The following is a 21,319-nucleotide window of genomic DNA, read 5'->3' as shown; positions in this document are numbered from 1 at the left end:
CCGCTGCTTTGCAGTGGGGCCAAGAGTATTCCCATGACAGCAGAACGCCTTAACCTTGCCGACCTCAAGGCACAAAGCCCCAAGGACCTGTTGTCCATGGCGGAAGAGCTTGAGATCGAAAACGCCTCGACCATGCGGAAGGGCGAGATGATGTTCCAGATCCTGCGCGAACGCGCGGATGAGGGATGGGAAATCTCGGGCGATGGCGTGCTTGAAGTGTTGCAGGACGGCTTTGGCTTCCTACGCTCGCCCGAGGCCAACTATCTGCCGGGCCCGGACGATATCTATGTGTCGCCCGAGATGATCCGCCAGTATTCGCTGCGCACGGGGGACACGATCGAAGGGGTGATCAAAGCACCTGATGATACGGAACGCTACTTTGCCCTGACCAACGCCACGAAGATCAACTTTGAAGAGCCAGAGCGCGCACGGCACAAGATCGCGTTCGACAACCTGACGCCGCTCTACCCGGATGAACGTCTGACCATGGAGACCGACGATCCCGCGACCAAGGACCGGTCGGCGCGGATCATCGACCTTGTGTCGCCCATCGGTAAGGGTCAGCGGTCCCTGATCGTGGCGCCACCGCGCACGGGTAAAACCGTGCTACTCCAAAACATCGCGTCGAGCATCGAAAAGAACCATCCGGAATGCTATCTGATCGTTCTTCTGATCGACGAACGGCCCGAAGAGGTCACGGACATGCAGCGCTCGGTCAAGGGCGAAGTTGTCAGCTCGACCTTTGATGAACCCGCAACCCGCCACGTCGCCGTATCCGAGATGGTGATCGAGAAAGCCAAGCGTCTGGTTGAACACAAACGAGATGTTGTTATCTTGCTGGACTCGATCACAAGACTTGGTAGGGCCTTTAACACCGTCGTGCCATCGTCTGGCAAGGTTTTGACCGGTGGTGTGGATGCAAACGCCTTGCAACGCCCCAAGCGCTTCTTTGGTGCGGCCCGAAACATTGAGGAAGGCGGATCACTGACCATCATCGCGACCGCCCTGATCGACACTGGCAGCCGGATGGACGAAGTGATCTTTGAAGAATTCAAAGGCACGGGTAACTCGGAAATTGTTCTTGATCGCAAGATTGCAGACAAACGCGTGTTCCCGGCTATCGACATTCTCAAGTCCGGCACGCGGAAAGAGGATTTGCTGGTCGACAAGAACGACCTGACCAAAACTTTTGTTCTGCGTCGTATCCTGAACCCGATGGGCACCACGGATGCGATCGAGTTCCTGATCTCGAAGTTGAAACAGACCAAGACAAATGGTGAATTCTTCGATTCCATGAACACCTGATCCATCAGCCGGAGGAAGAGGGATGGACACGATCTTTGCCCTCGCCACCGCGCAGGGTCGGGCTGGCGTTGCAGTCATTCGCATATCCGGGCCTGGCGCCAAGATCGCTGCACGACAGCTGTGCGGCGATATCCCAACGGCGAAACGCGCTGCCACCCGCGTCTTGCGGGGCGCGGATGGTAAGGTGTTGGACCATGCGCTGGTGCTGACATTCGATCAACCAGCCAGCTTTACCGGCGAAGATGTCGTGGAACTGCATTTGCACGGCAGCATCGCCGTTGTGTCGGCTGTGCTACGCGAACTTGGGACATGTGGTGCACGAATGGCTGAGCCGGGGGAGTTTACCCGCAGGGCGCTTGAAAACAACAAGATGGATCTGGCTCAGGTCGAAGGCTTGGGTGATCTCATCGAGGCAGAGACGGAAGCGCAACGACAACAGGCATTGAGAACTGTGTCGGGTGAACTGGGCCAACGCATCGAAAACTGGCGGAGCCAATTGATCCGTGCGGCGGCGTTGATCGAAGTGACGATCGACTTCGCCGACGAAGACGTTCCCGTGGATGTAACGCCGGAAGTTCAGTCCTTGTTGTCTGGTGTTGTGGATGACATCGGTAGTCAACTCAACGGGTTTGCAGTGGCGGAACGTATCCGGACAGGGTTTGAAGTGGCCATAGTCGGCGCCCCCAATGCAGGTAAGTCCACCTTATTGAATGCATTGGCGCGGCGGGATGCTGCGATTACGTCCGCCAAGGCCGGAACCACCCGTGACGTGATTGAGGTTCGCATGGACCTGGATGGATTGCCGGTAACGCTTTTGGATACAGCGGGGTTGAGAGAATCTACGGATGAGGTAGAAGCCGAGGGAATTGCGCGCGCACTTGCACGGGCTGAGTTGGCTGACCTCAGGATTTTCCTGGTTGAACCCAATGAGTCGCTGGGCGTGTCAATCAAGCCGGGGGATGTTATTCGTGCGCCCAAGGCAGACTTGCGATCGGATGATATTCCTTCGGTATCCGGTTCAACCGGCGCCGGCGTGGACGCTTTGATCACGGAAGTCACCCAAGCATTGGTCCAGCGCAGTCAGTCAGCCGGCCTGGCAACGCATGAACGGCATCGTGCCGCGATGGAGCAGGCTGTGGGTGTTCTCAAGTCCGCGGTTGAGTTGGTGGGTGACGGTCCGGAGCACTATGATATTGCAGCAGAGGAAATGCGCGCTGCGATTCGATCTTTGGAAGCTGTCGTTGGGCGCGTAGACGTCGAAAACTTGTTGGACGAGATCTTTTCCAGCTTTTGTCTAGGGAAATGATGGAGTGTTTCACGTGAAACATTTTGATGTTGTTGTCATTGGCGGTGGGCATGCGGGCACCGAAGCTGCGCACGCCGCTGCACGTATGGGTGCCTCAATTGCGCTTGTTACCATGAAACTGGCAGATATCGGAATCATGTCCTGCAATCCTGCAATTGGCGGCTTGGGCAAGGGACATCTGGTTCGTGAAATCGACGCGATGGACGGAATTATGGGTCGGGTTGCCGACGCATCAGGAATTCAGTTCCGGCTTTTGAATCGGCGCAAAGGACCTGCTGTACAAGGCCCCCGTACGCAATCGGACCGTGCCATCTATCAAAGCACAATGTTGGAATTAATCCAGCGCACGCCAAACCTGACCGTGATCGAGGGAGAGGTGACGGATTTCGCCATGGATGGCGACCGGGTTGGCGGCGTGATTTTGCGTGATGGTTCGGAGATCAACGCCGCATCCGTGATCCTGACCACTGGTACGTTCTTGCGTGGCGTGATTCATATCGGCGATGTTTCCTATTCGGGTGGACGCATGGGTGACGGTGCTTCGGTTCCCTTGGCGGATAGGATCGATGGCTTTGCACTGCCCATGGGCCGCCTGAAAACCGGTACGCCGCCACGTTTGGACGGCCGCACAATCAATTGGGATGTTTTGGACCATCAGGAAGCGGACGTGGATCCGTCGCTGTTTTCCTTTATGTCCAAGGCTGCGCCCTTGCGACAGATTGCCTGTGGTATCACGCACACCAACGCGCGGACCCACGACATCATTCGCAAGAACCTCGATCGTTCTGCCATGTATGGCGGCCATATCGAGGGCGTCGGTCCCAGGTACTGCCCATCGATCGAGGATAAAATCGTCCGCTTTGCGGATAAGGACTCGCATCAGGTCTTCCTCGAGCCTGAAGGATTAGCGGATCACACGGTGTACCCAAACGGTATTTCCACCTCGCTGCCAGAAGATGTGCAGGTCGGCTATGTCCAGTCCATGGCTGGGTTGGAGCAGGCAAGGATTCTGCAGCCCGGATATGCTATCGAGTATGACTACGTGGACCCGCGCGCATTGGGTTCGGATTTGTCGGTACGGGATGTGCCGGGCTTGTTCCTGGCCGGACAGATCAACGGCACCACCGGGTATGAAGAGGCGGCGGCCCAAGGATTGGTGGCTGGTTTGAACGCCGCGCGTGCTGCTGTGTCGGGCGAACCGGTGCAGTTTCGGCGCGATCAAAGCTATATCGGTGTGATGATTGATGACCTCACCACGCGGGGCGTGACAGAGCCGTATCGCATGTTCACCTCGCGCGCAGAATTTCGCCTGTCTCTGCGGGCTGACAACGCAGATCAGCGATTGACGCAAATGGGACGTGACTTGGGTTGCGTATCCGATGAACGCATGACCGCGTTTGCGAAGAAGCAGAAAAGTCTTTTAAAGGTCCGTGACCTTATGAAGGCCGAGCAGTTCACGCCAAAGCAGATCGCTGCACATGGTATTCGGATCAATCAGGACGGGACCAAAAGAACACCTTTTCAGCTGCTGGCGTTCCCGGATGTCACGTTTGAACATGTGGCCGCGCTGGTGCCCGAAGTGTCCAGCTTTGCGCCAGACATCACGGATCAGGTGGTGCGAGATGCTCTTTATGCCAATTACATCGCGCGGCAGCAAAAGGATGTTGAAAGGCTGCGGAAAGACGAGCAGCTGAAAATACCGGCAGACTTCAATTATGTCGGCATCTCCGGGCTGTCCGCTGAGCTGCAAGCCAAGCTGACGCGCGTTCAGCCGTCTGACCTGGCTCAAGCGGCACGTATCGATGGGATGACACCGGCCGCGCTTGCCTTGATCCTCGGGCGTATACGGTTTCTGGAAAAGAAGTCGGCTTGATGCGCGCTCCGGACTGGTGGGACGACGATGTTTCACGTGAAACATTGGACAAACTGCAAGCATACGCGGATTTGGTTCGCAAATGGACGCCCAAGATCAATCTAGTGGCCAAATCGACGCTGGAGGACATGGACGTCAGGCATATATGGGACAGCGCGCAGGTATACACCAGGCGCACTGGACGGTGGGCTGATTTGGGGTCGGGCGGCGGTATGCCTGGCGTTGTGGTGGCCATTCTAGCACATGCGACAGAAAGCGGTGCCAATGTCGTGCTGGTAGAAAGCGATCAGCGCAAGGCTGCATTCCTGCGCACATGTGCCCGTCAGCTTGATCTTCCCATGACGGTTATCGCCCAGCGGATCGAGGATGTGCCACCGCTTGATGCGCAAACCATTTCTGCCCGGGCGCTTGCGCCGCTTGGTGATCTGCTGGGGCATGCAGAACGGCATCTTGCGACCGGCGGCATTTGCCTGTTCCAGAAGGGGATGCAATGGCAGGGCGAAGTCAAGGCTGCAGAAGAAAACTGGCGGTTTTCATATGAAGCATTGCCAAGTAAAACAAACACCGAAGCAGTTGTCCTCAAAATCAAGGATATCACGCGTGTCTGACCCGACGCGCCCACCTGGGCCCAAGATCATTTCCATTGTGAATCAAAAGGGTGGGGTGGGCAAAACCACAACCACAATCAACCTTGCCGCCGCGCTTGTCGAACTTGGTAATCGCGTTCTGGTGGTTGATCTGGATCCGCAAGGGAATGCATCGACCGGTCTGGGGATCGAAATGAGCGACCGGGAGAAGACAACCTACGATCTTCTACTGGATGACATTGCGCTGAAAGACGTCATTCTTGCGACAGACATCGATGACCTGGCCATTGTTCCGGCGACCGTTGACCTCAGTTCGGCCGATATCGAGCTGATCTCGAATGAAAAGCGCAGTTTTTTGCTGCATGATGCGTTGCGGCAGACGGATATGGACGCCTATGCGTTCGATTATATCCTGATTGACTGTCCGCCGTCATTGAACCTTTTGACCGTGAACGCGATGATCGCGTCACATTCAGTGCTTGTTCCGCTTCAGAGTGAGTTTTTTGCGTTGGAGGGGCTGTCACAGCTTATGTTGACGGTGCGTGAGGTACGCCAAAACGGGAATCCGGACTTGCGGATCGAAGGCGTCGTGTTGACGATGCACGACGCACGAAACAACCTGTCGCAGCAAGTGGAACAAGACGCACGCGACAATCTGGGTGACATCGTATTCAAAACGCGGATCCCGCGAAATGTGAGGGTCAGTGAGGCGCCGTCCTTTGCTATGCCCGTTCTGTCCTACGACACGGCATCAAAAGGCGCTGTGGCCTATCGTGACCTAGCGAAAGAGCTGGTTGCCAACAATGCAGCAATGGGGGCCTGATATGGCGAGCAACGAAAAGAAGCGGGGATTGGGCCGAGGATTGTCTGCCCTCATGGCAGATGTCGCGGAGCCTGTTGCGACGACGACGACACCGGGGGCCGGAGAACAGCGCATACCGATTGAAAAGATCAAGCCGAACCCGAACCAGCCGCGCCGCCAATTCGAGGCCGGACCGCTTGAGGACCTGGTGGCGTCGATCAAGGAAAAGGGTGTCCTCCAGCCGTTGATCGTGCGGCCCATTGGTGATGACTACGAGATTGTGGCGGGTGAACGTCGGTGGCGCGCCGCGCAGCAGGCGCAACTGCACGACCTGCCTGTCCTGGTCCGCGACTTTTCCGACGCCGAAGTGTTGGAAGTCGCGATCATCGAAAACATCCAGCGCGCCGATCTGAACCCGATGGAAGAGGCGGCCGGCTATAAGCAGTTGATGGACCGCTTCGGCCACACGCAGGAGAAGATGGCCGAAGCGCTGGGCAAATCGCGTAGCCACATCGCCAACCTGCTGCGCCTGCTGCACCTGCCCGAAAGTGTGCAGGGGTTTGTTATTGATGGATCGTTGAGCGCTGGACATGCCCGAGCGCTTATCACCGCCGACGATCCTCTGGCGCTTGCAAAGAAAGTGATCGCGGGAAACCTGTCTGTGCGCGCGACCGAAGCATTGGTCAAGAAGTCGTCGGGTGACGTTGGAAAAAACATCTTTACAGGTTCGGAAAAACGCAGCGCGGCGCAAAAAGACGCCGATACGCGGGCATTGGAAGATGATCTGTCTGCAGCAACCGGGGTAAAGGTGACACTTTCCCACAAGCCGGATGGCGAGGCGGGGACGCTGACATTGCAATACGAAACATTGGATCAGCTGGACGATCTGTGTCGCCGCCTTAGCGCCAGCTAGGGATCGAGCAGAACGCGCAAGATTGCATTCAACAAGCTAAATCCTTGATTTGTAACAGATAATTGACCTTCCTGATGGGTAATCAGATTCATTTCCGCCAGTTCGTTCAAACGGCGCTTGTCCAACGGCTGCCCGGCAAGCGCCGCGTACCGGTTCAGGTCCACGCCCTCGGCAAGGCGCAGGCCCATCAGTAGAAACTCGACAGCCTGATCATTTGACGACAGGGTTTCGGTTGTTTCGCGGCTGTCACCGGAAAGCCAAGCGGCGGGCATGCGCCACTGCTCTGTTGCGACCCGTGTGCCATCCAGGGTCAATCGCCCATGTGCTCCGGGGCCAATACCGGCATAGTCCCCGTACCGCCAGTAGATCAGATTGTGCCGCGACTCTGCGCCGTCTTTCGCGTGGTTGGACACTTCGTATCGCGGCATGTTGTGGGCCGCACAGATATCCTGGGTCAGCGTATACATGTCTGCCGAAAGGTCATCATCGGGAAGCCCGCGCATTTTTCCACGACTGTACCTGTCACCGAATGCAGTGCCCGGCTCGATCGTCAGTTGGTACAGGGACACGTGATCCAGATCACGCTCAAGCGCCTGATGCAGCTCGCTTTCCCATTGGATCAAAGACTGATCTTGTCGCCCATACATCAAATCAAAGCTGACACGGTCAAACACGGACCGGGCGACTTCGAACGCGGCTAAACCTTCGGCTGCAGTGTGCAAGCGACCCAGGGATCTAAGGTCTGGATCGTTCAGCGCCTGTATACCCATGGAAACGCGGTTTATCCCGGCGGTCTTGAACGCCGCGAATTTGCGCGCTTCGACGGAAGTGGGGTTCGCTTCCAGCGTCACCTCCATATCATTTGCGATGGGCCATGTGCGGGCAACGGCGTCCAGTATTGCGCCTGTCGTCGCAGGGGCCATAAGGCTGGGTGTTCCGCCGCCAAAGAAGACCGAGCGCAGAACACGACCCTTGGTCAACGCGCCAACGCGCTCAACCTCGGCCACCAGTGCGGCGCACCACGCGTCGTGGTCAACGCTTTGAGAGACGTGGCTGTTGAAATCACAATACGGACATTTGGCAGCGCAAAACGGCCAGTGGACATACAGCCCGAAGCCGCCTGCTTCCCAGTCCTCAGCCAAAACAGCCAGCGATCAGTTTCTTGAAGCTGTCTGCACGGTGGCTGATCGCATTTTTGTCGTCGGCCGACATTTCTGCAAAGGTGTGTTCACGCCCGATCGGTTGGAACATTGGATCATACCCATGGCCCAGCTGCCCGCGCACAGGCCAAACAAGCGTGCCTTCCACCGTGCCCGCGAACACTTCGTCATGACCGTCGGGCCAGGCCAGGACCAGGGTCGAACAAAATCGCGCGGTCCAGGGCTGCACTGCCTCCCGTTTGACAAGCTCCGTGTGGGTGCGGGTCATCGCCATCATGAAATCGCGGCCGTTCGGGGTTTCGGCCCAGTCCGCGGTGTAGACACCGGGTTCACCGCCCAGGCCATCCACCTCGATCCCGGAATCGTCGGCCAGGGCCGGCATGCCAGTTGCTGTTGCAGCCGCGTGCGCCTTGATCCGCGCATTCCCGACAAAGGTGGTTTCGGTTTCTTCCGGCTCGGGCAACTTCAACTCTGCCGCGCCGACAACGGTGACGCCAAAGGGCTGGAACAATTGCTCCATCTCTTCCAACTTGCCCGCGTTGTGCGTCGCGACAAGGATACGGTCGCCGTCGAACTTGCGTGTCATGCAGATGCCGCCAATTGCGCTTCGACAAGTTCGGAAACGCCCTTGTCTGCAAGGTCCATCAAGGCGTTCATTTGATCGCGGCTGAATGTGGCACCCTCGGCGCTCATCTGGACTTCGATCAGTTGTTTGTCGCCGGTCATGATAAAATTGCCGTCTACACCTGCTTCGCTGTCTTCGGGATAGTCCAGGTCCAGCACGGGCTGACCCGCATAGATGCCGCAACTGATCGCGGCAACGGGGGACACAAGCGGATCGGTTACGACATCACCGGCTTGCATCAGCTTGTTCACGGCCAGACGCAGCGCCACCCAACCGCCCGTGATCGACGCGCAGCGCGTGCCGCCATCGGCCTGCAGAACGTCACAGTCCACGGTGATCTGGCGTTCGCCCAAGGCGACGCGATCAACCCCCGCCCGCAAGGAGCGACCAATCAGGCGCTGAATTTCTACCGTGCGCCCACCTTGCTTGCCCGATGCCGCTTCGCGCCGCATGCGCGTGTTGGTCGCGCGGGGCAGCATCCCGTATTCGGCCGTGACCCAGCCCAGGCCCGAGCCCTTGATGAACGGGGGTACCCGATCTTCGATGGTGGCCGTGCACAAAACATGCGTGTCACCGATTTTGATCAGGGCGGACCCCTCGGCATGTTTGGTAAAGCCGGTTTCGATGGAAACGGACCGCATTTGGTTCAGTTCTCGACCAGAGGGGCGCATGTGACTTCCTTTTTGGTGTATGCGGTGGGGATAGCCCTGTGCCACACCCACTGGCAACCCCGATTGACCTTTGATTTCCGCGCCCTTTTATTATCAACAATGACCGACACACAGAAACTGCTGGACGAGATGAACGACCGCTCGCGCGAGGTGTTTCGCCGCGTGGTCGAAGGGTATCTGAATTCGGGCGATCCGGTAGGGTCACGCACCCTGACGCGCGACTTTAGCGAAAAGGTCAGCGCCGCCACCATCCGCAACGTGATGCAGGACCTTGAATTCATGGGTCTGCTAAACAGCCCGCATGTCAGTGCCGGCCGTATCCCAACCCAAATGGGCCTGCGCATGTTCGTGGATGGCCTGTTGGAAGTGGGCGTTCCCGACGATTCCGACCGCGAGAAGATCGACGCGACGCTGGGGTCCAACGAAAGGGATGTTGCCGGGATACTGGATCGCGTCGGCTCGGCCCTGTCGGGTGTGACACAGGGCGCATCGCTGGTTCTGACGCCGAAACACGAGGCGGCGATCAAGCATCTGGATTTTGTGCCGCTCGGTCCGGAGCAGGCACTTGTTGTTCTGGTCTTTGCCGATGGGCATGTTGAAAACCGCCTGTTCCAGCCACCGCCGGGGCAGACTCCCTCTTCGATGCGCGAGGCCGCAAATTTTCTGAATGCAATGATCGAAGGGCACACGCTGAGTGAGGTGAAAACCATCATGCAGCGGGAAATTTCGGCGCGGCGTCAGGAAATTGACGCCCTGTCACGGGCCTTGGTCGAAAGCGGCCTCGCGTCGTGGGAGGGGGAGGGCGATACACCAGAGCGCCTGATCGTGCGCGGTCGCTCCAACCTGCTGGGCGAATCGACGGAAGCCGAAGACCTGGATCGCATCCGATCCCTGTTTGATGACCTTGAACGCAAGCGTGACATTGCCGAATTTTTGGACCTGACCCAGGACGGTGACGGTGTGCGCATTTTTATTGGTTCCGAGAACAAACTTTTCTCACTTTCGGGTTCCTCTTTGGTGGTTTCCCCATATATGAACGCGGATCGAAAGATTATCGGAGCGGTCGGGGTCATTGGGCCCACGCGGCTGAATTATGGCCGGATCGTTCCGATTGTGGATTACACAGCCCAGCTGGTCGGGCGGATGCTGACGGACCGCAATGAAAGGTGACACATGGCTGAGCCGAAGAACGACGAATTCCTCGACGATATCGATATGGCCGAGGAAGAAGTCTATGCCGATGAAATGGCAGAGATTGATGATGAAGCGCTTGAAATCGATCAGTTGCGTGCTGAGCGCGACGAATTGAAAGACCGCTTCATGCGCGCGCTCGCGGATGCGGAGAATGCGCGCAAGCGGTCCGAGAAGGACCGTCGCGAGGCCGAGAATTATGGCGGATCCAAGCTGGCGCGTGACATGCTGCCTGTCTACGACAACATGAAGCGCGCACTCGAATCCGCGACCGATGAACAGCGTGAAGTGTCCGGCGCCTTGCTTGAAGGTGTCGAATTGACGATGCGCGAGCTGCTCAATGTATTCAAGAAACACGGAATCGAACGGATCTCGCCCGAAGTTGGCGACGCCTTTGATCCCCAACTTCACCAAGCCATGTTTGAAGCGCCCGTACCGGGCACCAAGGCGGGCGAGATCATTCAGGTGTCTGCCGAAGGGTTCATGTTGCACGACCGTTTGCTGCGTCCCGCGCAGGTCGGCGTGTCATCGATGCCCGCCAGTTAGGGCATTCGCATATTTTTCGAACGATGAAGGCGCGGTCAGGATTTGGCCGCGTCTTTCAGTTTGTAGATCAGGTCCAGCGCCTCGCGTGGCGTCAGTTCGTCAGGATGAATTGCGTCCACCATCTCTAACACGGGCGAGTCTTTCGTTTTGACAGGCTGCGGGGGCGGCGTCGCTGAGAACAGGGGAAGGTCGTCAATCAACGTCTTTTGCGTGGCGCCGCCTTGGCGTTCTCCGGATTCAAGTGCGTCCAAAACAACCCTGGCCCGCGCAATCACCGCTGGTGGCAGTCCTGCCAGCTGCGCAACTTGCACTCCATATGACCGGTCCGCAGCACCGCGTTTTACCTCGTGCAGGAAAATGACGTCTCCATCCCACTCCTTGACCGACACGGTCGCGTTTTCGACCCCGTCCAACTTGCCTGCAAGCGCTGTCAATTCGTGGTAATGCGTCGCGAACAGGGCGCGCGACTTGTTCACGTCATGCAAGTGTTCAAGCGTTGCCCATGCAATGGACAAGCCATCATAGGTGGCTGTGCCACGCCCGATTTCGTCCAGGATCACCAGGGCGCGGTCGTCCGCCTGGTTCAGGATCGCCGCTGTTTCAACCATCTCGACCATGAATGTTGACCGCCCCCGGGCCAGATCATCTGACGCGCCAACACGGCTGAAAATCTGGCTGACCAGACCGATACGTGCAGATCGGGCCGGAACAAAGCTGCCCATTTGCGCCAGAATGGCGATCAACGCGTTCTGGCGTAGGAAGGTCGACTTGCCCGACATGTTCGGCCCAGTCAGCAACCAGACAGCTGCCCCGTCTTCGGCGTTCAGGGCACAGTCATTTGCGATGAAAGGTGCGCCACCGTGTTGGGACAAGGCGTGTTCGACCACGGGGTGTCGTCCACCTTCGATATTGAACGCGCGTGATGTATCAAGGACCGGCTTGCTCCACCCTTGGGACAGCGCAAGTGTTGCGAGACCAGTGGTCAGATCAATCTCGGCCAGAGCGTTTGCGGTCTGACTGATGCGTGCTGCATTTTCAAGAACTAGGGCCTTCAGTCCTTCATAGAGACGCTTTTCAATCTCAAGCGCTCGTCCACCTGCATTCAGAATACGGGTTTCCAGGTCCGATAGTTCGACCGTCGTGAACCGCACCTGGTTGGCCGTGGTCTGTCGGTGGATAAAGGTTTCGTTCAACGGTGGGGACATCATCTTGTCTGCGTGCGTCGCGGTCACTTCGATGAAATAGCCCAGGACATTGTTGTGCTTGATCTTCAATGACGGCACGCTGGCGGCTTGCGCATAGTTCTGTTGCATCTGCGCAATGACCGACCGACCTTCGTCTCGCAGTTGGCGCGCCTCATCCAGTTCAGGGTCGCAGCCTGTCGCAATGAATCCACCGTCCCTTGCAAGAAGTGGCGGATCAGCGACCAGATCATCCTCCAATCGCGCGATCAGACTGGAATGGCCTTGCAGGTCCTTGAACACGTGGACCAGCAAGTTTGGCAAATCCTGCGGTTGCGCATCAAACAGCGTCTGGGCCTGGCTCAACCCGTTGCGGATGGCGGCAAGGTCGCGCGGGCCACCACGATCCAGCGATAGCCGCGACAGCGCCCTATCCATGTCCGGCACGCGCCTAAGTGCATCGCGCGCAGATTGTGTGAAATTCTGATTGTCTGTATTGTACTGAACTGCGTCCAATCGGTACGAAATCGTCTCCAAGACGCGCGACGGCGAAGACAGACGCCGTTCAAGAAGCCGCGCACCCGCCGCGGTGACAGTCTGGTCAATGACCGACAAAAGCGAGCCGTTACGTCCCCCGGACAGGGCTGACGTCAATTCAAGGTTACGTCGCGTAGCGGCGTCAATCTGAACAGTGCGTGCCTGTACATCTTGCCGGGGCGGACGCAGCAGAGGCAGTTTTCCCTTCTGGGTGATTTCCAGATACTCAACCAATGCGCCCATGGCGCCAACCTCTGCACGGCTGAATGTCCCGAATGCATCCAGGGTCTGTACATTAAAAAGCGCACCCACACGTGCGGCCCCTGCGCTGCTGTCAAATGCGGCCCCACCCAAGGACGAGATGGAGATGCCGAAGTCTTCGACAAGGGGACGTAATTCACCCTCTTTGGCGTCGGTGACAATCAGTTCCGAGGGCGCAAGGCGCGCCAATTCAGGCCCTAACTGGGCCAAATCAAGCGCCATCACCGAAAACGCGCCTGTCGAGATGTCCACCCATGCCAGCGCGCCGGCACCGCGCACATCGGCAAATGACGCAAGGAAGTTGTGCCGCCGCGCTTCAAGCAGCGTATCCTCGGTCAACGTGCCCGGGGTGACCAGACGGACCACACCACGCTTCACCACCGATTTCGAGCCGCGTTTTTTGGCCTCTGCCGGGCTTTCCATCTGCTCGCAAACGGCCACGCGGAACCCTTTGCGGATCAAGGTCAGCAAGTAGCCTTCGGCGGAATGCACAGGGACACCACACATCGGAATGTCGGCACCGTCATGTTTGCCGCGCTTGGTCAGGGCAATGTCCAACGCCTCAGCCGCTGCGACGGCGTCGTCAAAGAACATCTCGTAAAAATCGCCCATGCGATAGAACAACAGCGCGCAGGGATGCGCCTCTTTGATTTCGAGATACTGCGCCATCATGGGCGTAACAGACATGATTTCCCCCGCTTCGGTCGCGCGACCTTACAAACGGCGCGAGCGGAGGAAAAGCCAAAGTCGATTGAGGCATACTGTGCACTGGGCTAAGACGCGATGGTGTCACGGGAGGACAACCGCATATGAGCAAGACAAAGGTCACGCCGGAAGAAGCGCTGGCGTTCCACATGGAACCCACGCCGGGCAAGTTCGAAATTCAGCCGACAGTGCCCATGACGACGCAGCGGGACCTGAGCCTTGCCTATTCCCCGGGCGTTGCGGTGCCGTGCGAAGCGATCGCGGAGAATCCGGAAACGGCCTATGACTATACCAACAAGGGTAACCTTGTGGCAGTGATTTCGAATGGCACGGCTGTGCTGGGTTTGGGCAACCTTGGTGCGTTGGGCTCGAAACCGGTGATGGAGGGTAAGTCGGTCCTGTTCAAACGCTTTGCCGATGTAAATTCCATCGACATTGAGCTGGACACGGAAGACCCGGATGCCTTCTGTCAGGCCGTCAGATTGATGGGCCCCACCTTTGGCGGCATCAATCTAGAGGACATCAAGGCACCCGAATGCTTCATCATCGAACAGCGCCTGAAGGAAGAGATGGACATCCCCGTCTTCCACGATGACCAGCATGGCACCGCCGTGATCTGTGCCGCTGGGTTGATCAACGCGTTGCACATTTCGGGGAAAAAGATCGAGGATGTGAAGATTGTCCTGAACGGGGCAGGGGCCGCTGGCATTGCCTGTATCGAGTTGCTGAAATCCATGGGCGCGCGGCACGACAACTGCATCGTGTGCGACACCAAGGGCGTGATTTACCAGGGGCGCACCGAAGGGATGAACCAGTGGAAATCGGCGCATGCGGTCAAGACCGAGTTGCGCAGTCTTGAAGAAGCGATGAAAGGCGCGGACGTGTTTCTGGGCGTGTCCGTCAAAGGCGCGGTCACGCCTGCAATGGTAGAAACCATGGCGGACAACCCGGTCATTTTTGCCATGGCGAACCCTGATCCAGAGATTACACCCGAAGAAGCGCACGAGGTCCGGATGGATGCCATCGTGGCCACGGGCCGCAGCGACTATCCGAACCAGGTGAACAACGTGCTTGGTTTCCCCTACTTGTTCCGCGGCGCTTTGGACATCAATGCACGCGCCATCAATGACGAGATGAAGATTGCCTGCGCCCACGCGCTGGCGGCCCTCGCCCGCGAGGATGTGCCGGACGAGGTTGCGCTGGCCTATGGCAAATCGCTGTCCTTTGGTCGCGACTATATCATTCCGACACCGTTTGATCCGCGCCTGATTCACCGCATCCCGCCAGCGGTTGCCCGGGCCGGAATGGATACTGGTGCCGCCCGCCGGCCCATTATCGACATGGATGCGTACGAGTTGAGCTTGAAATCCCGCATGGATCCGACGGCCAGCATCCTGACAGGGATCAATGCCCGGGCCCGCGCTGCACAGGCCCGTATGATTTTTGCCGAAGGGGACGATCCGCGCGTGCTGCGCGCCGCAGTCATGTACCAGCGCAACGGGTTTGGGAAATCGCTGGTCGTCGGGCGTCAGGAAGATGTGAAGGCCAAGCTCGAGACCGCGGGCCTTGGCGATGCCGTGCGCGAACTTGAAATCGTGAATGCGGCCAACACCACGCATCTGGATGCCTACAAGTCGCACCTTTATGACCGCTTGCAGAGACGCGGATTTGATCGGCAGGATATTCACCGGCTTGCCGCGCGGGACCGCCACGTGTTTTCTGCCCTGATGTTGGCGCATGGGCACGGCGACGGGATTGTGACAGGTGCCACGCGCAAGTCCGCGCACATTCTCGACCGGATCAACCATGTCTTTGATGCAGATGCGTCCAGCAAGGCCGCTGGTATTACCGCGCTTGTGCACAAGGGGCGCATCGTCTTTATCGCCGACACGCTGGTGCATGAATGGCCCGATGAAAACGATCTGGCCGATATTGCAGAGCAGGGCGCGACCGTTGCCCGCAATATGGGATTGGAACCGCGCGTGGCCTTTGTGAGCTTTTCGACCTTCGGCTACCCCGTGTCCGAACGTGCGGAAAAGATGCACCGCGCGCCTGCCGTGCTGGATGCACGGGGCGTAGATTTCGAATATGAAGGCGAGATGACGGTGGATGTCGCGCTGAATGCGCAGGCGCAGGCGGCCTATCCCTTTTCGCGGCTTACGGGCCCCGCTAATATCCTTGTGGTTCCGGCCCGCCATTCAGCCAGCATTTCGGTGAAACTGATGCAGGAAATGGGGGGCGCCACGGTGATCGGACCCATCCTTGCCGGGATTGGCGGATCGATCCAGATCTGTTCGGCGGTGTCGACGGCCAATGACATCCTCAACATGGCTGTTCTGGCGGCCTGCAAGGTGGGCTGATGGCGGTCTGGAATCTCGGCTCGATCAACATCGACAATGTGTATCGCGTTCCACACCTGCCAGCACCCGGAGAGACGCTGGGCGCTACAGAGTTCAGTCAGGGTTTGGGTGGCAAGGGCGCCAATATGTCTGTTGCGGTCGCCCGCGCGGGTGCGCGTATCGCGCATATCGGCGCGATTGGGCGTGACGGAAAATGGACTGCTGAGAGGTTGATGGAGTACGGGGTGGACACGCGTCGGATTGCCGAACTTCCGGATCATGCAACCGGCCATGCAAACATCGCGGTTGCTGATGATGGCGAGAACCAAATTGTGTTGTACTCAGGCTCTAATACTGCAATTTCGGAACAGATGATCGGCGTTGCATTGGCCGAAGCGTCGCCGGGCGATACGTTTCTTATCCAAAATGAAACCAACGGCCAGCGCGTCGGCGCAGAGATGGCCAAACAGCTGGGCCTGAAAGTTGTCTATGCAGCGGCCCCTTTCGAAGCCGAGGCCGTGCGCGACATACTGCCCTTCATTGACCTTCTGGTTTTGAACCAGGTCGAGGCCGGGCAGTTGGAAGAGGCGCTGGGCAGTCCCGTGCACGCATTGGGCATTGCGGATGTCGTCGTGACGCTTGGCGCAGATGGGTGTCTTTGGCTTGGTCCCTCCGGCAACGAAGTTCATGTGCCAGCACTTGCTGTCACGCCGGTGGACACCACGGGCGCGGGCGACACGTTCACCGGCTTTCTTGTCGCGGGTCTGGATCGGGGCATGCCCATGCGTCAGGCGCTGGATCTGGCGACGCAAGCGGGCGCATTGATGGTGACGCGTCTTGGTACAGCCGACGTAATCCCCGACCTCAAAGAGATCGAGGATGCAAGGTTCGGCTAGCTTCCGGCAAAGGGCGCGGCATCACCCCATAGTTGTTTGACCCGCGCATCGCGCCCGCAGGCTTCCCGATATGCCTTGTACGCGTTGGCCTTGGACTTGGGCCCAAACCGCGTCAGGATCAGGCCCGACTGTTTATAGTAATCCTGATGATAACCGTCTGCGGGGTAGAATTCGGCTGCGTCCAGGATGGGCGTCACGATGGTCTGCCCCAGGTCTGCCTGCGCTTCGGCTTTTGCCGCCTCAGCGGCGGCCTTTTGATCGGGGGAAGCAAAAATGGCGGTGCGATAGCTGTCACCGCGGTCACAGAATTGTCCACCCGCATCGGTCGGATCGACGGACCGGAAAAACAGGTCATACAGCGTTTCCGCAGACACTTTGGACGGGTCATAGGTGATTTGAACCGCTTCGTAATGGCCGGTGCGGCCACTCACGACCTGCTTGTAGGTCGGGTTGGCAACGGATCCTCCGGCAAAACCGGACACGGCCTCGGTCACACCGGAAACTTTTTCAAAATCAGCCTCCACACACCAAAAACACCCACCGGCCACGGTGATGGTTTCCAGTTGCTGCGCGTGGCTGGTTTTCGATTGCGCCAACAACCCGAGAGCGATCATCAGGCCCAGCGATATGGTTTTCAAAGTGCGAAGCGATGTCATGGCATGTCTCCTCTTTGGTCTGAAACTACCCAAAGCCGCGGAAGGCTCAACTCACAGGACAGAGAGGTCGCGCAAGCGTGAGATGATTTACCATCCTGTCAAACGGACATAGCGTGCGATCATGACGACAAGAATTGCCATGTGGTCGGGGCCGCGAAACCTGTCGACCGCGATGATGTACAGCTTTGCAGCGCGCGGCGACACGCGCGTGGTGGACGAGCCGTTTTACGCAGCCTATCTGGCCGCAACTGGCGTCGATCACCCTATGCGTGCTGAGGTGTTGGCGTCACAGGCGCAAGACCCGGCAGCCGTGGCGAATTCGCTGATTTCTCCTGTATCAGAGCCTATTTTTTATCAGAAACACATGACCCATCACATGCTGTCCAGCTGGAGTGGACGTTGGATGGACCACGTGACGCATGTGTTTCTGATCCGTCATCCGGCGCGTGTCATTGCCAGCTATGCCCGGAAACGCGAGGCGCCGGTACTGGACGACTTGGGATTTGAGCAACAAGCGCGCATCTTTGACCAGGTCGGCGGCGGCATCGTCATCGACTCGGCCGATATTCGGGCGAACCCGGCCGGAATGTTACAACTTCTCTGTCATGCGCTTGGTATTCCCTGGACGCCGAACATGCTGAACTGGCCCGCTGGCGGTCATGCCGCAGACGGTGTTTGGGCGGCACATTGGTATAACGCCGTGCATGCATCCACCGGATTCGATGGGGCCGAGGGGCCATTGCCACAATTGACCGGGCGTTATGCCGAATTGGCAGACGCGGCGATGCCCCGTTACCAGGCACTCGCCGCGCACAAGATCACTTGAGCCGCCGGTCGCGCGCTGCCAGCAGTTTCAGGCGCAGCGCGTTCAGTTGAATGAACCCTGCGGCATCCTTCTGATCATAAGCGCCCGCGTCGTCCTCGAACGTCACATGCGCTTCGGAATAAAGGCTGTGATCGGACCAACGGCCAACCGTGCGCGCCAGACCCTTGTACAGCTTCAGGCGCACAGTGCCGGTCACGTGTTCCTGGCTTTTGTCGATCAGGGCCTGAAGCATTTCACGCTCGGGCGAGAACCAGAAACCATTATAGATCAGTTCGGCATAACGTGGCATCAGTTCGTCCTTGAGGTGCGCAGCACCTCGGTCAAGGGTGATCTGTTCAATCCCGCGATGCGCTTCCAGAAGGATCGTGCCGCCCGGCGTCTCGTAGATGCCGCGCGATTTCATCCCGACAAACCGACCCTCGACAAGGTCCAGACGACCGATGCCATGCTTTCCGCCCAGTTCGTTCAGCTTGGTCAGAACCGTGGCCGGAGACATCGTTTCCCCGTTGATAGAGACTGCATCGCCCTTTTCGAACCCGATTTCGATGTATTCGGGCGTTTCGGGCGCATCCTCGGGCGCGACGGTCCGCTGGTAAACATAGTCGGGTGCGTCAACAGCCGGGTCCTCCAGCACTTTGCCCTCGGACGAGGTGTGCAGCAGGTTCGCGTCCACGCTGAAGGGGGCTTCGCCGCGTTTGTCCTTGGCAATCGGGATCTGGTTCTTTTCTGCAAAGTCGATCAGCTTGGTCCGGCTGGTCAAATCCCATTCGCGCCAGGGGGCGATCACCTTGATTTCGGGGTTAAGCGCGTAGGCGGCCAGTTCGAACCGCACCTGGTCGTTGCCCTTGCCGGTTGCGCCGTGCGCCACGGCATCTGCCCCCTCGGCCGCAGCAATCTCGACCAGCCGTTTTGAGATCAGCGGGCGCGCGATGGACGTGCCCAGCAGGTACAGTCCTTCGTACAGCGCGTTGGCGCGGAACATCGGGAAGACAAAGTCGCGCACGAATTCTTCGCGCACGTCCTCGATATAGATGGCCGAAGCGCCCATCATCTCGGCCTTCTTGCGTGCAGGTTCCAGTTCCTCGCCCTGGCCCAGATCGGCAGTAAAGGTCACGACCTCGCAGCCATATTCCGTTTGCAGCCATTTCAGGATGATCGAAGTGTCGAGGCCGCCGGAATAGGCCAGCACAACTTTCTTGGGTGCGCTCATCATCTGTCTTCCCTTGCAAGAGTTGGCTGCCGATAGCCGTTTTGGCGAACAGGGGCAAGATTGACCCGCACGAGCGGCACGGCTAGGTCAATGGGATTGCCGCCAAGGGGTGAATGAATGAGCTTCCAGGACGATGCACGCGCCGGAGAACAGGCCATGCGCGCGGTGTTTCCGGCCACGCCCCTGTTGCGGAACGAGGTGCTGTCGGAAAGGTTCGGCGCAGACATCTGGCTAAAACGCGAGGATCTGAGCCCGGTCCGGTCCTACAAGTTGCGCGGCGCGTTCAATGCAATGCGCAAGGTGATGACCGACAGCGCCGTCTTTGTCTGTGCCAGTGCGGGGAACCATGCACAGGGCGTCGCCTTCATGTGCAAGCATTTCGGTGTGCAGGGCGTGATTTTCATGCCAGTGACGACCCCACAGCAGAAAATCATGAAGACCCAGATGTTTGGAGGCGCGCATGTCGAGGTGCGTCTGACCGGCGACTACTTTGATGACACGTTGGCGTCTGCCCAAGCCTTTTGTGCTGAAGCGGGCGCGCATTTCCTGTCGCCCTTTGATGATGAGGACGTGATTGAAGGCCAGGCCTCGGTCGCGGTCGAGATCGAGGCGCAATTGAACCGTCTGCCGGATCACATCGTTCTGCCCGTGGGCGGTGGAGGATTGTCGGCGGGCACGCGCAGCTATTTCGAAGATCGCGTGCGCTATACATTTGTCGAGCCTTCAGGCGCGCCGTCCCTGGCCCGCGCAATTGCGACAGGTGCCCCGATCGATGTGTCTCCGATCAATACGTTTGTTGACGGGGCCGCGGTGGCGACGATTGGTGCACGCACCTTTGCACGCCTGCAATCCGCGGACCCGTCCGATATCATCGACATCCCCGAAGACCGCATTTGCACCACGATCATCGACATGCTGAATATCGAAGGGATCGTCCTTGAACCCGCCGGTGCCCTTGCGATCGAGGCCCTGAAGGATATCGCGCATGACATTCGGGGCAAGACCGTTGTCTGCGTGACCTCTGGCGGCAACTTTGATTTTGAACGGTTGCCTGAGGTAAAAGAGCGTGCACAACGGTATTCGGGTGTCAAAAAGTACTTTATCCTGCGTATGCCGCAGCGGCCTGGCGCCTTGAAGGATTTCCTGAACATCCTTGGCCCGGACGACGATATCGCCCGGTTTGAGTATTTGAAGAAGTCGGCCCGAAATTTCGGATCCGTCCTTATTGGCATCGAAACAAGGCGACCGGAAAATTTTGACCGGTTCCTGTCAGAGTTGGATGCGGGTGGGTTCACTTACACGGACATAACCAATGATGAGACACTGGCGCAGTTCGTGATCTAGGCGGCCTGCCCGTTTGCCAACCCTGATGTAAACGCGGCTCTTGATGCTTCGAAACTGTCGACAATCGCGGGCACATCGACATCCGCGGCGTTGCCCTTGGCTGACATCGCCTCGCCCAGATGGCACAGTGTTGAAAAATCGGTAAAGCCAAGGTTCAGGGCGCTGCCCTTCAACGCATGCAGGTCCTCTTCGAGCCGAGAGAGGTCGGGGTCATCGCGCAACCCATCAATGATTCCCGTCACCTCTTCTATGAAGAGCGGAACAACCTCTTCGAAGTCTTCCTTGCCTATTTCAGCGCGCAATGTGCTGACACGGTCCCAGTCAATCATCTGTGCCTCCGTTCGTACGATGGCGGTTTGACCACGGGCACCGTTAAGGAATGGTG

General features: G+C 58.2%; 19 protein-coding genes. 12 read left to right on the top strand and 7 right to left on the bottom strand.

Going from position 1 to position 21,319, the window contains the following annotated elements; all coding sequences use genetic code 11:
- The first annotated feature begins 33 nt into the window (after positions 1–33).
- Genes rho through Q0844_RS12265 form a run of 6 tightly spaced genes read left to right on the top strand, consistent with a single transcriptional unit; the run spans position 34 to position 6,786 of the window.
- Complete coding sequence (gene rho, locus Q0844_RS12290) at positions 34–1,305, top strand: transcription termination factor Rho (protein WP_299045112.1); 1,272 nt, start codon at positions 34–36, stop codon at positions 1,303–1,305.
- Positions 1,306–1,327: 22 nt separating this feature from the next.
- Positions 1,328–2,611 carry a tRNA uridine-5-carboxymethylaminomethyl(34) synthesis GTPase MnmE gene (gene mnmE, locus Q0844_RS12285; protein WP_299045109.1) on the top strand — a complete coding sequence of 428 codons (1,284 nt, stop codon included), beginning with the start codon at positions 1,328–1,330 and terminating at the stop codon, positions 2,609–2,611.
- A 13-nt stretch (positions 2,612–2,624) separates the two neighbouring features.
- Entirely contained in the window at positions 2,625–4,484 is a 1,860-nt protein-coding gene (gene mnmG / locus Q0844_RS12280) for a tRNA uridine-5-carboxymethylaminomethyl(34) synthesis enzyme MnmG (RefSeq protein WP_299045107.1), read from the top strand.
- Positions 4,484–5,092, top strand: coding sequence for a 16S rRNA (guanine(527)-N(7))-methyltransferase RsmG (rsmG, locus tag Q0844_RS12275; RefSeq protein ID WP_299045106.1), 609 nt, complete (start codon positions 4,484–4,486; stop codon positions 5,090–5,092). Before mnmG ends, rsmG begins: the two co-directional genes overlap by 1 nt.
- Positions 5,085–5,894, top strand: a complete 810-nt coding sequence (locus Q0844_RS12270) for an AAA family ATPase (protein WP_299045305.1) — start codon at positions 5,085–5,087, stop codon at positions 5,892–5,894. The genes rsmG and Q0844_RS12270 overlap by 8 nt, the downstream gene beginning before the upstream one ends.
- 1 nt (position 5,895) lies before the next feature.
- The gene (locus Q0844_RS12265; RefSeq protein WP_299045105.1) at positions 5,896–6,786 is read left to right on the top strand and encodes a ParB/RepB/Spo0J family partition protein; all 891 of its coding nucleotides are present in this window, start codon (positions 5,896–5,898) and stop codon (positions 6,784–6,786) included.
- Here Q0844_RS12265 and hemW read toward each other — a convergent pair.
- The 3 genes from hemW to rph are packed head-to-tail and all read right to left on the bottom strand — an operon-like array spanning position 6,783 to position 9,242.
- Positions 6,783–7,928: a radical SAM family heme chaperone HemW gene (hemW, locus tag Q0844_RS12260; RefSeq protein WP_299045103.1), complete on the bottom strand. Its 1,146-nt coding sequence runs from the start codon at positions 7,926–7,928 to the stop codon at positions 6,783–6,785. The two genes, Q0844_RS12265 and hemW, sit on opposite strands and share 4 nt — an antisense overlap.
- Positions 7,921–8,532: an RdgB/HAM1 family non-canonical purine NTP pyrophosphatase gene (rdgB, locus tag Q0844_RS12255; protein WP_299045101.1), complete on the bottom strand. Its 612-nt coding sequence runs from the start codon at positions 8,530–8,532 to the stop codon at positions 7,921–7,923. The genes hemW and rdgB overlap by 8 nt, the downstream gene beginning before the upstream one ends.
- The gene (rph, locus tag Q0844_RS12250; RefSeq protein WP_299045099.1) at positions 8,529–9,242 is read right to left on the bottom strand and encodes a ribonuclease PH; all 714 of its coding nucleotides are present in this window, start codon (positions 9,240–9,242) and stop codon (positions 8,529–8,531) included. Before rph ends, rdgB begins: the two co-directional genes overlap by 4 nt.
- A 99-nt stretch (positions 9,243–9,341) precedes the next feature.
- Here rph and hrcA point away from each other — a divergent pair, with 99 nt between their 5' ends.
- On the top strand, positions 9,342–10,412 hold the full coding sequence (gene hrcA / locus Q0844_RS12245) for a heat-inducible transcriptional repressor HrcA (protein ID WP_299045097.1): 1,071 nt from the start codon (positions 9,342–9,344) through the stop codon (positions 10,410–10,412).
- A gap of 3 nt (positions 10,413–10,415) precedes the next feature.
- Entirely contained in the window at positions 10,416–10,979 is a 564-nt protein-coding gene (locus Q0844_RS12240; protein ID WP_299045095.1) for a nucleotide exchange factor GrpE, read from the top strand.
- Between the two features lie 35 nt (positions 10,980–11,014).
- Here Q0844_RS12240 and mutS read toward each other — a convergent pair whose 3' ends face one another.
- The gene (gene mutS / locus Q0844_RS12235) at positions 11,015–13,645 is read right to left on the bottom strand and encodes a DNA mismatch repair protein MutS (protein ID WP_299045093.1); all 2,631 of its coding nucleotides are present in this window, start codon (positions 13,643–13,645) and stop codon (positions 11,015–11,017) included.
- A gap of 122 nt (positions 13,646–13,767) precedes the next feature.
- On the opposite strand from mutS, the gene Q0844_RS12230 reads away from it, so the two are divergent.
- Both Q0844_RS12230 and Q0844_RS12225 read left to right on the top strand, forming a co-directional pair.
- Positions 13,768–16,023, top strand: a complete 2,256-nt coding sequence (locus tag Q0844_RS12230; RefSeq protein ID WP_299045092.1) for an NADP-dependent malic enzyme — start codon at positions 13,768–13,770, stop codon at positions 16,021–16,023.
- Positions 16,023–16,898 carry a ribokinase gene (locus tag Q0844_RS12225; protein WP_299045091.1) on the top strand — a complete coding sequence of 292 codons (876 nt, stop codon included), beginning with the start codon at positions 16,023–16,025 and terminating at the stop codon, positions 16,896–16,898. The genes Q0844_RS12230 and Q0844_RS12225 overlap by 1 nt, the downstream gene beginning before the upstream one ends.
- On the opposite strand, the gene msrA is transcribed toward Q0844_RS12225, so the two are convergent.
- Positions 16,895–17,554: a peptide-methionine (S)-S-oxide reductase MsrA gene (gene msrA, locus Q0844_RS12220; RefSeq protein ID WP_299045090.1), complete on the bottom strand. Its 660-nt coding sequence runs from the start codon at positions 17,552–17,554 to the stop codon at positions 16,895–16,897. The genes Q0844_RS12225 and msrA overlap by 4 nt on opposite strands.
- A gap of 139 nt (positions 17,555–17,693) precedes the next feature.
- Between msrA and Q0844_RS12215 the strand changes: the two genes are divergently transcribed.
- Entirely contained in the window at positions 17,694–18,380 is a 687-nt protein-coding gene (locus tag Q0844_RS12215; protein WP_299045303.1) for an HAD family hydrolase, read from the top strand.
- Here Q0844_RS12215 and Q0844_RS12210 read toward each other — a convergent pair.
- Complete coding sequence (locus Q0844_RS12210; RefSeq protein ID WP_299045301.1) at positions 18,373–19,590, bottom strand: argininosuccinate synthase; 1,218 nt, start codon at positions 19,588–19,590, stop codon at positions 18,373–18,375. The two genes, Q0844_RS12215 and Q0844_RS12210, sit on opposite strands and share 8 nt — an antisense overlap.
- Before the next feature lie 117 nt (positions 19,591–19,707).
- On the opposite strand from Q0844_RS12210, the gene ilvA reads away from it, so the two are divergent.
- Positions 19,708–20,934 carry a threonine ammonia-lyase IlvA gene (gene ilvA, locus Q0844_RS12205; protein ID WP_299045089.1) on the top strand — a complete coding sequence of 409 codons (1,227 nt, stop codon included), beginning with the start codon at positions 19,708–19,710 and terminating at the stop codon, positions 20,932–20,934.
- On the opposite strand, the gene Q0844_RS12200 is transcribed toward ilvA, so the two are convergent.
- Entirely contained in the window at positions 20,931–21,263 is a 333-nt protein-coding gene (locus Q0844_RS12200) for an Hpt domain-containing protein (RefSeq protein WP_299045087.1), read from the bottom strand. The genes ilvA and Q0844_RS12200 overlap by 4 nt on opposite strands.
- Positions 21,264–21,319: the final 56 nt, after the last annotated feature.

Source organism: uncultured Tateyamaria sp. (assembly GCF_947503465.1).
Lineage (GTDB): Bacteria > Pseudomonadota > Alphaproteobacteria > Rhodobacterales > Rhodobacteraceae > Tateyamaria.
The sequence above is the reverse complement of the archived record's forward strand: the minus strand, read 5'-3'. Positions and strand labels throughout refer to the sequence as shown.

Bases quoted from the DNA above. Each gene is read 5' to 3' on its own strand.
- Q0844_RS12265 (WP_299045105.1), top strand. From the start codon at position 5,896: ATGGCGAGCAACGAAAAGAAGCGGGGATTGGGCCGAGGATTGTCTGCC.
- rph (WP_299045099.1), bottom strand. From the start codon at position 9,242: ATGCGCCCCTCTGGTCGAGAACTGAACCAAATGCGGTCCGTTTCCATC.
- Q0844_RS12240 (WP_299045095.1), top strand. From the start codon at position 10,416: ATGGCTGAGCCGAAGAACGACGAATTCCTCGACGATATCGATATGGCC.
- Q0844_RS12225 (WP_299045091.1), top strand. From the start codon at position 16,023: ATGGCGGTCTGGAATCTCGGCTCGATCAACATCGACAATGTGTATCGC.
- Q0844_RS12215 (WP_299045303.1), top strand. From the start codon at position 17,694: ATGTGGTCGGGGCCGCGAAACCTGTCGACCGCGATGATGTACAGCTTT.
- rdgB (WP_299045101.1), bottom strand. From the start codon at position 8,532: ATGACACGCAAGTTCGACGGCGACCGTATCCTTGTCGCGACGCACAAC.
- mnmE (WP_299045109.1), top strand. From the start codon at position 1,328: ATGGACACGATCTTTGCCCTCGCCACCGCGCAGGGTCGGGCTGGCGTT.
- hrcA (WP_299045097.1), top strand. From the start codon at position 9,342: ATGACCGACACACAGAAACTGCTGGACGAGATGAACGACCGCTCGCGC.
- Q0844_RS12210 (WP_299045301.1), bottom strand. From the start codon at position 19,590: ATGAGCGCACCCAAGAAAGTTGTGCTGGCCTATTCCGGCGGCCTCGAC.
- Q0844_RS12230 (WP_299045092.1), top strand. From the start codon at position 13,768: ATGAGCAAGACAAAGGTCACGCCGGAAGAAGCGCTGGCGTTCCACATG.
- msrA (WP_299045090.1), bottom strand. From the start codon at position 17,554: ATGACATCGCTTCGCACTTTGAAAACCATATCGCTGGGCCTGATGATC.
- ilvA (WP_299045089.1), top strand. From the start codon at position 19,708: ATGAGCTTCCAGGACGATGCACGCGCCGGAGAACAGGCCATGCGCGCG.
- rsmG (WP_299045106.1), top strand. From the start codon at position 4,484: ATGCGCGCTCCGGACTGGTGGGACGACGATGTTTCACGTGAAACATTG.
- Q0844_RS12200 (WP_299045087.1), bottom strand. From the start codon at position 21,263: ATGATTGACTGGGACCGTGTCAGCACATTGCGCGCTGAAATAGGCAAG.
- rho (WP_299045112.1), top strand. From the start codon at position 34: ATGACAGCAGAACGCCTTAACCTTGCCGACCTCAAGGCACAAAGCCCC.
- mutS (WP_299045093.1), bottom strand. From the start codon at position 13,645: ATGTCTGTTACGCCCATGATGGCGCAGTATCTCGAAATCAAAGAGGCG.